This window comes from Sporolactobacillus inulinus (assembly GCF_006539285.1).
GTDB lineage: Bacteria > Bacillota > Bacilli > Bacillales > Sporolactobacillaceae > Sporolactobacillus > Sporolactobacillus inulinus.
This window is the reverse complement of record NZ_BJMS01000090.1, coordinates 1-13,166: the sequence shown is the minus strand read 5'-3', so window position 1 is coordinate 13,166 and position 13,166 is coordinate 1. Positions and strand designations below refer to the sequence as shown.

13 protein-coding genes are annotated in these 13,166 nt (G+C 42.2%); 9 read left to right on the top strand and 4 right to left on the bottom strand.

From position 1 onward, the window contains the following. Positions 1-272: 272 nt before the first annotated feature. Genes SIN01_RS11700 through SIN01_RS11690 form a run of 3 tightly spaced genes read left to right on the top strand, consistent with a single transcriptional unit; the run spans position 273 to position 4,175 of the window. On the top strand, positions 273-1,175 hold the full coding sequence (locus SIN01_RS11700; RefSeq protein WP_141306093.1) for an acetamidase/formamidase family protein: 903 nt from the start codon (positions 273-275) through the stop codon (positions 1,173-1,175). A gap of 17 nt (positions 1,176-1,192) precedes the next feature. Beyond that, on the top strand, positions 1,193-2,548 hold the full coding sequence (locus SIN01_RS11695) for an APC family permease (protein WP_307722998.1): 1,356 nt from the start codon (positions 1,193-1,195) through the stop codon (positions 2,546-2,548). Continuing rightward, a complete protein-coding gene (locus tag SIN01_RS11690; protein ID WP_244935256.1) occupies positions 2,535-4,175 on the top strand; it encodes an amidase in 1,641 nt (546 codons plus the stop codon). The genes SIN01_RS11695 and SIN01_RS11690 overlap by 14 nt, the downstream gene beginning before the upstream one ends. Before the next feature lie 387 nt (positions 4,176-4,562). Here the strand turns inward: SIN01_RS11690 and SIN01_RS11685 are convergent, their stop codons facing one another. The 3 genes from SIN01_RS11685 to SIN01_RS11675 are packed head-to-tail and all read right to left on the bottom strand — an operon-like array spanning position 4,563 to position 8,351. After that, positions 4,563-5,549 (bottom strand): formamidase, encoded by a 987-nt coding sequence (locus tag SIN01_RS11685; RefSeq protein ID WP_141306092.1) that lies wholly within the window; start codon positions 5,547-5,549, stop codon positions 4,563-4,565. Positions 5,550-5,586: 37 nt separating this feature from the next. Beyond that, positions 5,587-7,302, bottom strand: a complete 1,716-nt coding sequence (locus SIN01_RS11680) for a purine-cytosine permease family protein (protein WP_141306091.1) — start codon at positions 7,300-7,302, stop codon at positions 5,587-5,589. 53 nt (positions 7,303-7,355) lie between these two features. Beyond that, on the bottom strand, positions 7,356-8,351 hold the full coding sequence (locus SIN01_RS11675) for an aliphatic amidase (protein WP_141306090.1): 996 nt from the start codon (positions 8,349-8,351) through the stop codon (positions 7,356-7,358). A gap of 715 nt (positions 8,352-9,066) precedes the next feature. On the opposite strand from SIN01_RS11675, the gene SIN01_RS11670 reads away from it, so the two are divergent. The 5 genes from SIN01_RS11670 to SIN01_RS11655 all read left to right on the top strand — a co-directional run bounded on the left by SIN01_RS11670 (position 9,067) and on the right by SIN01_RS11655 (position 11,889). Continuing rightward, on the top strand, positions 9,067-9,372 hold the full coding sequence (locus SIN01_RS11670; protein WP_028984292.1) for a helix-turn-helix domain-containing protein: 306 nt from the start codon (positions 9,067-9,069) through the stop codon (positions 9,370-9,372). A gap of 372 nt (positions 9,373-9,744) precedes the next feature. After that, positions 9,745-11,061, top strand: coding sequence for a ribonuclease YeeF family protein (locus SIN01_RS11665; RefSeq protein WP_141306089.1), 1,317 nt, complete (start codon positions 9,745-9,747; stop codon positions 11,059-11,061). Positions 11,062-11,149: 88 nt separating this feature from the next. Further along, on the top strand, positions 11,150-11,389 hold the full coding sequence (locus SIN01_RS15475; RefSeq protein ID WP_244935255.1) for a hypothetical protein: 240 nt from the start codon (positions 11,150-11,152) through the stop codon (positions 11,387-11,389). A 5-nt stretch (positions 11,390-11,394) separates the two neighbouring features. Further along, a complete protein-coding gene (locus SIN01_RS15470) occupies positions 11,395-11,532 on the top strand; it encodes an EndoU domain-containing protein (RefSeq protein ID WP_244935257.1) in 138 nt (45 codons plus the stop codon). Positions 11,533-11,553: 21 nt separating this feature from the next. After that, complete coding sequence (locus SIN01_RS11655) at positions 11,554-11,889, top strand: tRNA-Val4 (protein WP_141306088.1); 336 nt, start codon at positions 11,554-11,556, stop codon at positions 11,887-11,889. Between the two features lie 191 nt (positions 11,890-12,080). Here the strand turns inward: SIN01_RS11655 and SIN01_RS15085 are convergent, their stop codons facing one another. After that, positions 12,081-12,227 (bottom strand): hypothetical protein, encoded by a 147-nt coding sequence (locus tag SIN01_RS15085; RefSeq protein WP_170215014.1) that lies wholly within the window; start codon positions 12,225-12,227, stop codon positions 12,081-12,083. 600 nt (positions 12,228-12,827) lie between these two features. Here SIN01_RS15085 and SIN01_RS11645 point away from each other — a divergent pair. After that, a partial coding sequence (locus tag SIN01_RS11645; protein ID WP_141306087.1) for an SMI1/KNR4 family protein occupies positions 12,828-13,166 on the top strand: 339 nt, incomplete at its 3' end.

Sequence of the window (13,166 nt, the reverse complement as noted above, 5' to 3'; positions counted from 1 at the left end):
TTATCTTATCAAGAAAAAAGATCACGATGCTGACCTTGACTCCCCTACTCATTGGATTCCTTACTGGATTTTATTTGACTATCGTTCATACACCACTATGGATCAGTATAATGTCCTGTTTGATTCTCAGTGGTTGTTTGCAATGCATCATTTGGTTATGTCAGTTTTTATTACATAAATGATAAATTTTTATAAAATCTGAATAATATATCACAACTTCTCGCTCTATTTCACTTTTATACTAAATGTATTAAGTGATTGGAGGTGTAGTTATGACTGTAAAAATCCCGAAAGGAAAACCGATTTATGCGTTCAGCAAAGATAATGCGCCAGTTGCACATGTGAAACCCAATGAAGAAGTAATCATTGAAACCTATGACTGCTTTGAAGATCAAGTGAAGTCGGAAAATACAAATTATGATTCAATTGATTGGGAGCGTGTCAATCCCGCAACCGGGCCCCTCTATATCGACGGAGCAGAGCCGGGCAAAGTCTTAGCCGTCCATATTGAGAAAATAACGATAAAAAGCAAAGGTGTTCTGGCAACCGGCAAGGATCTGGGCACGTTGGGTCATCGATTAGACGAACTTTCGTTCAAAATTGCTCCGATTCAAGACGACCAAGTCCTTTTTAATGAAAAAATCAAGATTCCCTTTCGGAAAATGATTGGTGTCATTGGAGTAGCTCCACTAGAAGGCTCAATTAATTGTGGAACACCTGGCACGCATGGTGGAAATATGGACACAACGCTGATTACAGAAAAGACTACGCTGTACTTCCCGATTTACCATAAAGGCGCATTATTTGGCTTGGGAGATATGCATGCTGCCATGGGAGACGGTGAAATTGGCGTCTCAGGAGTAGAAATCGCTGGTTCGGCAACCGTTCGGTTCGAAGTCAGGGATGACCTCAAAATCGATACCCCGTTGCTATCAAATGAAAAGGGCATCGCTGTCATTGCATCGGAGAGCACTTTGGATTCAGCTGCACAACAGAGTGTTGAAAAAATGATTGATCTGTTATCTGAATATGTCGATCTCAATCTTGCCGATTTAACCATGCTCATGAGTGCAATCGGGGATGTCCAAGTTTCTCAGATTGTCGATCCAAAACGTACGGCTCGTTTCTTCGTTCCTAGATGGTTCCTTGACTTATACAACATTCATACAATTTAAAACAAGAGGTGAACATATTGGCGACAAATATTGAGAGAAAAAGCGAATACAAACAGGAATTGAATCGTGCGCTTTCATTTACCGACTTATTAGTTTATGGACTTATTTTTATGGTCCCCATTGCTCCATTCGGAATTTACGGTCAGATTGCGATCGGATCGCACGGTATGGTTGCACTCGCTTATGCCATTGGCATGATCGGTATGCTTTTCACTGCACTGAGCTATTCGAAAATGTCACAAGCCATCCCCATTGCCGGGTCAGTCTATTCATATGCACAAAGAGGACTGAACGATAATGTTGGTTTCATCGCGGGCTGGCTTATTCTGCTCGATTATATTTTTATTCCAGCACTTCTTTATCTCGTTAGCGCCGTTGCACTTGCCGACATTATCCCGCAAATTCCAATTATTGTCTGGCTCGTCATTTTTATTGGATCAAATACATTAATTAATATTCGCGGCATTGTTTTTACAGCAAAAACCAATAAAATAATTCTCATACTTGAATTTATCGTGTTGGCTATTTTTATAGTCATCGGAATTACTGCCATTACACAACATGTAAATGGTGCAACATTCAGTTTCAAACCACTATTTAATCCTACAGAATTTTCACTACCTACCGTAATGGGGGCTGTTTCCATTGCTGTATTGAGTTTTCTTGGCTTTGATGCGATCTCAACACTCTCAGAAGAATCAAAGGGCGGAAAAAAAGCGGTTGGACGCGCAACCGTACTCTCGCTAATTCTTGTCGGTGTATTATTTATTATTCAAACATGGGTAGCTGCACTCATATTCCCAGACTATCATGCATTCAAAAATCCGGATACTGCATTTTACCAAGTGGCAGGAATTGCAGGCGGAGACTGGCTCAGAATTGTGACAATCGTTGCCACAGCCGTGTCATGGGGAATTGCCGATGCGCTTGTCGCTCAAACAGCAATCTCGCGCATTCTCTACAGCATGGCGCGTGATCGAAAACTGCCACATGTTCTCGCCAAAGTACATCCTAAGTATAAAACACCTTATATCAGCACCATTCTAGTTGCCGTAATTTCGCTGATTGTAACAACAATCTTTGCCTCACAGATCGGTAAGCTTGCTTCGGTTGTTAATTTCGGAGCTTTATCTTCTTTCCTGATCCTGCACATTGCAGTGATTAACTTTTACTTAAGAAAGAAACAGAGCAAACAATATTTTAAGTACTTAGTTATGCCGCTCATCGGATTCTGTGTTATTGGCTTCGTTTGGTGGAATCTCGATTCTCTTGCTAAGACCCTTGGTTTTACTTGGCTTGCTATTGGCATTGTTTACCTGATTTTCCTTAAGATTTTTGGTAAAAACGTAGAAATCACGGATGATCTTTCCTGATCAAATTATTGTGAAGAATAAACCAGGCTACTTATGCTTGGTTTATTTTTGTTACTGGAGGTTTGGCAATATGAGAAGTCCCAATATAGAAACGTTGAAAAACATCCTATCTATGTATCACCTAACGATGGAGGATGACGAGATTAGAGCGTATCAGCAGTTAATTAAAGAAAATATGCTTGGCTCTTATGAAGTAGTGGATCAGATGATTGATCAGGATCTGCCAGTTAACTATAAACGCTCTCCAGGGTATCGCCCCTCTATACAGGAAAATCCGTTTAATGCTTGGTATTGGAAAACCGAAGTTGACCATGCAAAACAAGGAAAACTTGCTGGTAAAAAAATCGCTCTGAAAGATAATGTTAGTCTTGCAGGCGTACCAATGATGAATGGATCTAAAGTACTTGAAGGCTTTATTCCGCAAATTGATGCAACGATCGTTACTCGGATCCTAGATGAAGCGGGTGAAATATTAGGAAAATCCGTTTGCGAAAGCTTCTGCTGTGACTGCAGTAGTTTTACTTCGGATACAGGACCTGTTCTTAATCCCTATAACATCGCCTACTCGGCTGGCGGATCATCGAGCGGAAGTGCAGTCTTGGTTGCAACAGGAGAAGTAGATATGGCAATCGGTTGCGACCAAACCGGTTCAATCCGAATGCCCAGTGCCTGGTGTGGTATTCTTGGACTTAAACCAACTTGGGGACTAGTTCCCTACACGGGTATTTTCCCCGTTGATATCACCTTAGATCATGTGGGCCCAATGGCACGAAAGACTGAGGACTTGGCGCAGCTTCTAGAAGTGATTGCAGGTCCGGATGGTCTTGATCCACGTCAATATTTCTTTCAAAAAAAATCTTATATAAATCGTTTAACTGATACCATTGAAGGGATGAACATTGGAATTGTTGCCGAGGGATTCAATTGGTCGTTTTCTGAAGAAGATGTCGATCAAATGGTGCTTGACGCTGCCAACTCCTTTCAAAAATCAGGTGCCAGAGTCGAACATGTTTCAGTGGCGATGCATCGCGAAGGCATCCACTTATCAAACATAATTAATACTGAAGGGACTGCCGTTCAAATGTTTCGTGGGAACGCACTGGGGACAAGCTGGAAAGGTTATCACCAAACTCAGTTGCTGGACTCATTTGCAAAAGGTATGGCAGCTCATGCAGATGACTTATCAGCTGCTGCGAAAATTACCATCCTAACCGGACAATATATGCAGCAAGCCTACCATGGCAGATACTACGCTAAGGCTCAAAATCTAGGCAGAAAATTAAGAATGGACTATGATCGAGCTCTTCAAAGATACGACATTTTAATTATGCCAACGGTTCCTTACAAAGCGACAAGGCTGCCCCAAAAGGATGCTCGTCTTGAAGAACAGATCAAACGATCGTTTGGAGTAGATACAAATACAGGTGTATTCAACGTTACTGGTCATCCTGCACTAAACGTTCCATGCGGATACTCGAACAGATTGCCTGTAGGAATGATGCTAATCGGGAGATATGGAGAAGAAGATACACTTTTAAAAGCTGCGCATGCTTATGAAAAAATGACGAACTACACGTACACGAAATCGGTCAACAGTAAAGATATGAAAAAAGAAAATAATCAATAAGTGAATGTGCCAAACAACGAGCAGCTGACTCTATGAATTTAGGCTGCTCGTTGTTTACATGGAAAATAAGTCCATCGAATCCTCCTATTTTAGATAGCACACAATTTCACATTAAATCGCTTTGATAAATCACTCAAACCTTGTGTAGCTCCTCCTCCGAATTAGCGGCAAAATAAAATTATTCATCTCCACGATGATTTCAAACGATCATCATGTAAAATTACATCTACTAACAAACTCAATTTTAATTGTCCTGAACGACGTTTTACAGCGGCATTGTTTAGTGACCTTAAGGGTCGCATTCATCCCCAAAAAACACCCGACACGATTCCGTACAGTGTCGGGTGGAAAAACGCTCATATTAATTTTGTTGTTGATGCATGAATATCATTTTTTTACCGGATAGCCATAAATGGAGCCATCTTTGATTTTGATTTCGTCCTCCCATGGTAATTTATAGGCGTCATTTGCTAGGTCTCGGATATAGGTGTACGGGTTTTTCTTGACGCCGCCGGGGGTTGCGACGTAGCCTCGTGTTCCGAGGTTGTAGATATTGTTTTCGAGACCCCAATCTAATCGCGCTTGATCTGCGAGGTGCGGATAGACCTCTGCGGTGACGATTTCATAGGGGTTTCGGTGGCCTTGTGCCAAAGTCGTTCCGTCGAAGTTGCACACTTGTCCTTCGCCAAAATAATAGAAGGTGCCGTCATAGCCGGCCAGATTAACCGATAGGGTATACATGAGATTCTGCCATGCGTTGGAGCGGTTGGTTAGGATCCATTGATCATTGACCTGAGTACTGTATCCCGAGATACGGATCAGCACATTGGCCCCCTTATAAGCGGCTTCTCTTGCGATTTCCGGGAACATTCCGTCGTGGCAGATGCACACAGACAGAACGCTTCCGCCAGGACCTTTGCAGACAGGCAGGCCCAGATTTCCCGCCTGCCATGGTTCAACAGGTACCCAAGGGTTAAGCTTACGATATTTTAGAATGATCTCTCCTTCAGGATCAATGATGATCGAGGTGTTAAAAGGCGCTCCGCCCTCCGGATCTTTTTCCATAATCGAGAAAACACCATAGACGCCCGCATCTTGGCAGGCCTTTGCAAAAATATCCGTTTCCGGACCCGGTACGGAGCAGAGGAACTCGTCTGTGGTCCACTTCTTCGTATTCAGTCCTTGGGTGCTGTATTCAGGGAAGACGATCAGTTCGACACCCGGATAACCGGATTTTGTCGCATGAAGGATTTTGACGATTTGTTTGACCTGTTTGTCAATATCTTCACGTGAGTTAACAACTGGTACAGGATATTGAATTAAAGCACTCAGAAATCCATCTGTAGGTTTTGTCATACTTCCAATGCTGCCCATATTTGATCTCTCCTTAATGTTTACAATTTTCTTGTTATCAGTGTGCTTGCTTTCCAAGATCAGCTAAAACCTTATCTGTTTTACACATATCATGACAGTTTTTTTCAAGACTACAGCATAGTGAGCAAATCATGCCTCCGTGAAAAGGACAGTAGGTCATATCTTCTTTTTCATAGTCATACTGGCAAACGGAGCATGTATACGTTGCAACATCATCCGTTCCTGAATGGTGGTGATGAACATGATGCAGTGATTCCTGAACCGTTGCTGCAAGTTCGATTCCAGAGGGATGCATTGGATTCTCTCTGGCAATATAATATTTTCCCTTTGTGGCAAGGGCAATAATGGGAACTAGAACGAACGAGAGAATCAGCGCAACGAAAGGTGAGAAGGCTTGCATCGTTCCCCCTAAGAGGCCAAAATAAGCAACGATGGAAACAATTGAAGCAATAATCATTGAGCCAAATCCTACAGGGTTAAAATTGTGCAGATGCCCTCTTTTAAACTCAATATAATCCGGACTGATCTTCAGCAGCCTTTTATTAATCACAAGATCAGAAACAATTGCGGCAATCCAAGCTACAGCAACGTTTGCGTAGAATCCTAGAATGGTGTTTAGAAAGTTAAACATGCCGATTTCCATAATCGTAAGTGCAATCGCGACTTGAAGAAAAAGCCAGGCCACTCGTCCCGGATGAAAATGAAAGAGGCGCGAGAAGAAGTTCGACCAGGATAAGGAACCTGAGTAGGCATTGGTCACTTGTATCTTTAACTGAGAGAGAATAACGAAGAGCGTCGCAATCGTTAACGCGAGAAAAGCATTGGGAATAATCGTTCCAAATCCATGGATAAATTGTTGAATCGGCTCCACCGCATTTGTGAGACCAACTGTGGGTGCAATGTAGGATGCATACAATGAACCACAAAGCATATTAAAGGCTCCAAGAATTACCCAACCCGGACCTGAGAGAATGACCACCCAAAGCCAGCTTTTTCGATTCTTTTCAGTGCGATTGGGCATGAAGCGCAGGTAGTCAACCTGCTCGCCGATCTGAGAGATTAAGGACAAGACAACACCCGCTGCCATGCCGGAATAGAGCGGGTTAAACGATGCACCCGTGGTCTTGTCACCACCAAAGTGGGTCCACGCTGCCAAAGATTCCGGATGGGTGGTAAGAATACCGATGAGCGGAGCAACCATTAAAATGATCCATAAAGGCTGCGTCCACGATTGTAATCGTGAAAGAAGCGTCATACCAAAAGTAACCAAGGGAATGACCACCAGTGCTCCAATCAGATAACCGACAGCAAGAGGCATGTGAAAGTAAATCTCAAAGGCTTGTGCGAGAATCGATCCTTCCGTTGCAAAATAGATGAATGTGAAGGTGGCGTATACGAGTGATGTCAGCGTTGATCCAAGATAACCGAATCCCGCTCCGCGTGTCAGCAAATCCATATCGACATTGTATTTCGCTGAATAATAGGCAATCGGAATACCGGTTAGAAAAATAACTGCTGCGGCAATGAGAATGCCCCAGAATGCACTTGAGAAGCCATACGCGGTGGTCACGGAGGCACCAATCGCAAAGTTGGCAAGAAAGGCAATTCCGCCAAGCGCAGAATTAGCTACTGATGACTGAGAAAAGGTTCGAAACGATCGTGGTGCGTAACGGAGCGCATAGTCCTCGAGCACCGGATTATTTACCCATTTATTGAATTTTCTGGTTGCATGATCAGAAGATGTCTGTTCCATGATTCATTCCCCCCTCTTTCTGTACTTTTTATTTTTAAAAGCAACCCATTGAATTACTTGTTCAGCAGATGACCCGTCGCTTGTTCCTCACTCGGCTGCTCCGGAGCATCTCGTGTTAGTGACTCACAGATTTGCTTGGCTTTATCCGGATCTTCCGACCAGATCTTGTAGAACGAATACGGACTCGTTGCGACACCATCTTTAACTGCGGAATAACCGCGATGAGTTAAATTATAGAGATGATTCTCTGCCGTCCAGTTTCTTCTTGCTCGGCGGATCGCAGAGATCGATAGTTCCGCGTAGGTCACTTCATCTGGAGCAGAACCGCACTCCGCTAACGTCGTCCCATCAAAATCGATGATATTCGAGTGACCAAAGTAGTAATAAAGCTTGTCCCGCCCAGCCATATTGGCAACGGCAAAATAAACATTATTTTCCCACGCGCGGACGCTGGCCACTTTGATTTGCTGTTCTTTGGATGGATACATATAACCTTGGATGCGAACGACCAGTTCGGCCCCTTTCATAACCGTATCGCGCACAATTTCCGGTATATTAGAGTCATAGCAGACATTGGCGCCAATCATCAGACCCTTTGGTCCCTTCACGACCATGGTCTGATCGCCCGGGTACCACGGTTCTTTCGGTACCCAAGGATTGATTTTGTGGAAATTAAGCTTAATTTCTCCCTGATCATCGATCAGAATAAAACAATTAAACGGATTTCCGTTTGGATTAATTTCCCCGGTAATTGAAAAAACGCCCCAGACTTTATTCTTTCTGCACGCCTCACAAAAAATATCCGTTTCAGGACCGGGAACCGTCGTGCACAGTTCTCGCCACTTGGTTGGATGGAATCCTTGTGTCGAATACTCCGGGAACACAATTAAATCCAGACCAGGATAGCCCATCTTTGTCCCTTCGACAAAGTCAGCAATCCGCTGACAATTATCCAGCACTTCTTTTTTTGATTCCAAGACAGGCACACGATAGTTCACCACAGCAACTCCGACCGTATCACTCGAACTAGAAATAGATCCAACTGGCATAAAATCATTCCTCCTATGAATTTTTAGTGTTAGCTAAACTTACGAAACACCCAAGCGTGGTTCAGGGCAAATGAACAAAATGAATCTCGAATCCCACTCACCGCTCCATCGTTTAAAAAATAAGAGGGGATCATCCAACATCATCCATTTTGACTAAATGGAATATTGTGAATTTTGCATGTGCAAGTTTTCCACTTGCTTATGATCAGTATCAGTAGGGCGAAATCGATAGATATCATATATACCTGAAAGATGAGCGACTCCTTGAAATATGTAAGCTGCTGTCCTTTACTGAATATCGTTGTCGATATTCGCCCCTCCTGCTCCCGTAAATTAATTCATTAATGGCTCTAGTCGGATGAACAAATTTCATTGGCCCACTGAAACTTTCTCTTTTTCAATGCTTGATATTAATCATTTTCTTGGAAATGTCCTCTCAAACTCATCTTCATTTTCTACCTCAAAAAGTAGCGCCTCACCTCCAAAAATGTAGCAGGAAAAATAATTCCCATCATTCTATTTTTTTAAATCTGCAACTCGTGCACCATCTCTTTTCTTTTTAATGGTTATATAATTCTAAAAATTTAATACAATCAGTATTATATCGTAAATAAAATATATTTCAATACCTTATATCGTTATTTACGTATTTTATTTGCTGTTTCTTCTATATCTTCAACTTACATGCCAGATATAATTAATTTAGGTGATTATTATGGAAATCGGAGCTCGAATTAGAAACATTCGTAAGTCAAAAGAAATAAAATTGACAGATATTGCAAAAAAGGCATATATATCACAGTCCTATTTAAGCGATATCGAAAAGGGACGTACAATGCCCTCAATTGATAAACTCAGTTCTATATGCACAGCTCTAGAAATATCTTTAGGTGATTTTTTTGGACAAGAATATCATCTTTCTTCAGACATGATTCAGTTGATGGATAATGTAAAAAAATTAACGGATAAAGAACGTCAATATCTCAATACGTTTATCGAAGAAATACTGAAAAGAAATTAAACACGCGGAATGCTTTCTCAAAACAAATCCAGCCGATACAAAAAAGGTCGATCCAAAACACAAGCGATAGGTGATGGATCGGCTTTTTATACTTTCAGCTTTCATTTTCATTCTCATTCTCTATTGCTGATGAAGGCGCAATAGTCATAATGGCAGGGCATTTAATATCGAATCATGTCGATCACTTGTGTTTTCGTAAAATTTCAATGCCCTTTTAGGCATTTCGCCCGTATTCATCAATTGGTCACACTTTGTATACTAGAGACAAATAAAAACAATGAACCTTCATCGCTTGTTCCTTCCAGAGACACATCGCGTTGCATTCCTTGATCATCAATCCCATTGAACAGTTCCTATTCTGAAGGTGATAAAATGAGAGTAACCATAGGCGGCTCCGGCTCAGCCGGCGATACACAAACCTACGATGCCAAATCCCTAATCACAGCCGCCAAAGCACATGCCAGACATTACCAAACGTTGCGCGATCAATTCCATAACTTACGCACCGCATTCCAGCAGATCGCTGGACTCGACTCCGATTTTCAAGGCAAGGGTGCAGAAGCAATCAAACGCTTTTATTCAGGACAGATCAATGTCGTCGATGCCTGGCTGCGGCTGATTGATAAGAAGATTGCCTATTTCCAAGGTGTTTCCGGTTCAATCGAAGATAAGCATTTTGGCGGAGACACAGCGATTCACGTCCCCTTCTTAAACGAGGACCTTTCCATGAGCTACGCGCGTTCCAAGGAAATGGTACGCGAGCAGCGTGATGACATCGCCAAGATTCTGAGCAGTATATCGGATCTGGTACCGATCAACGTCTTTTCGAACCACGACGTCGATCAGACTTTAGATGCCGCAGATAAAAAACGCGCACAAACGGCGCTTGATGTTCAAGACCTAGATCAATCTTTGACCAACGAATACCGTCAAATTACTGAAGACCTGCCGCACATCCAAGCACTCTATGAAGCATTGATCCACGCAACCCGTCAAGGCGCGGACGTGCAGCCGATGCATTTCAAAGCCACCGCCTATCATAAACGTGAAATCTACCAAGTTCAGGATGAAATGCAGGAAGAAACGCGAACGTATTTGGAGATCAAACAGCAGCAGGAACAGGCGCGTCACGTGTCGAAAAAAGACACACAGCCCGTCAATCGCCAGTTGGCAAACGCAACCAAAGCGGTGATCATGGATCAAGAAATTCAATATGGCTTGCGCGATGGCGCAAAAGATGCGGTCAAAGACACCGTCCTCGGCATATGGGAAGCAGCAACTCATCCGGTCGAAACGCTCAAAGGCACTTGGCACGCAGCGACCCACCCGATCCAAACGGCTAACCTCATCAAAAACGCGTTAGTTCAGTCGTTTGATAAAGAGATGGTGCACGGCAATGCCTACACACGCACGAGATGGGTCACCTACGCCTTTACCACGCTGGCAACCGCTGCTGTCGGTACCAAAGGTGTTGACAAAATCAGCAAAGTAGCCAAATCTGGAAAAATGGGCGAAGTCGCCGGTAAAGCACGCAACACCATAAAAACAACACGAACCAAGGGTACAGAATGGGTTAATCACAACCTGGATCAATGGGGAACCCCTCTCCTGCCCCGCACGCAGTTTGCGGACGGTCCGGTACCCTACAATGTGATTGATTCCAAAGGATTAAGAAACAAACTGGAGTAGCTGCCAGATCGTACTGCCCCACCCCCCCGATCAAATCGATCATGTGCGAAGCTTGATTCAGCAAGCGTCTGTAAAGAATGTTGACGCTGTGTCACAAGATCCACAATACACTTTAGAAACGATGAAGCACAATCATGGAATAGTGAATAAACATGGAAAGGCTGTTGGATATCACCACGAAAGCATGATGGGAGGAGAAATAGTCCCAGGCACTGAAAAAGTTCCTGACAAAAACGGAGTTTATATGGCAAAAGTTAAGATTGATAATGTAAGAAAAATAGCAGATTCAAGTTTCTTTCAAAAGACTGGAACCGTGCTGAAGTACTAAGGGCTATTGATGAAGCCTACCAATCTAGGAAACCTATTCGGTTAAATAAATATCGAGGAATCACTTCATCGGGTATTAAAATCGAAATGTACTTAAATAAAGATGGTTCCATTGCAACTGCGTATCCATTATATAAAAAATAATTGAGCGGGTGAAGAAAATTTATGAAGTATTCATATGAATTTAAAAAAGATCCTTTTGGTGATTTAGGAATAACTTTGCCGGAAGAAATTAGTCTTTTCACAGATTTCATTGAAAATATCGCTTCAGAGGAACAAGTAGATGAATATATAGGATACATCGATAAAGTCTTAAACGGAACATATGAAAACTTTGAAATTGAATTGAATGCAAACAATGTACTCATAAAAAAAGAAGTAACGATTGTTGAAAATCCTTTTCAAATTGAAGCTCCTTGCAAGAACACGATTGAAACTGGAGAGTTTAAAGAATTATTACAAGTTTGGCGAAGTAAAATTCCAGAAATATTCAAAGATTAAATGCTACATTCGAAGAATTATTCGAAAGTGGTATGTCTTTGGAAGAAGAACATATCCTTATTTTGAAGGCGACCATCAGAATAGGCCACTCGTGCCAAAAAATAGGCCAGGAGGGTAAGCTAACAATCGGATTGTCCCTCCTGGCCTTCATTTATACAATTAGGCGTTGATCGAGATAGTCGTCAATCATTTTAAACGAGCTCATCGTTACTGATCGTTTCGTTGCTATTAAAAATTGCTTCGATCAACGTGTCTGAAAGGCGGTTCTCAAAGTCGTCCTCCATATCTCGCATGAAATAGTAGACTGCCAGACGGTACTCGACTTCCTCAGGGATCATCGTGCATCACCGCTGATACCATAACGTTCGCGCATGGACTTGCTGCCATCGATCACGATGGAATATGAATCATGAACAATCCGATCCAGAATGGCATCGGCGATTTGGGCATTGCCCAGTTTACTGTGCTATCCCTTCGGTTCAAACTGAGAACAGAAGATCGTTGAAGTTCGGTGTAATCGCCGCTCAATCAGTTCCAGAATGAAAGTCGATTGCTCCAACGATAGCTCGGTCAATAGCCATTCGTCAATATTCCTAGAATATAAAGCAGCAATAGGATATTGGGTAAGAGCTATCCACAAAGCTATAACTCGTTTCCTAATCCACCCAGCGGAACGCTATCATATTTGACATAAATATCGTTTTAAATATACCCCACTTCGTCATTCAAAAATCCCCCACCTAATTTAGTCGGCTTTGGGGAACGGACGAGCGGTTAACTCAACTGTTGCTACTCCACCCAGGCTTTGGTTTCCTTCAATCGATAAGAGTTGCCATTCATATAACTGACTGTGATGAATATTGAAATTTAATAAATGGAGAACTGATTATTGGAAAAATAGAGCAAATGATTTTTAATAAGGAACCGGAGGATAAAAAATGAGCCTTGTAACTTATCAGAAAGCAAAACAAGTTATTCAGACCAATGAAGATATCGCTGACTTTATTGGTGGAAGGACAAATGAACTAATAAAATTTGCTGAAGAAAAGCTCGATGTAACGTTTACTGGGTTATATTTAAACTATTTACAAACTTTTGGAGCAGGAAACTTTGGGGGTCAAGAAATTTATGGGATAATTAATGACGATTTTGAAAATTCTTCCGTTCCAGATGCAATTTGGTACACTTTATCTGAAAGAAAAGCGATTAATCTCCCAAATAATCTTCTTATTATCTACGATACTGGGAGTGATGAACTTTTTTGTTTAGATTTTAAC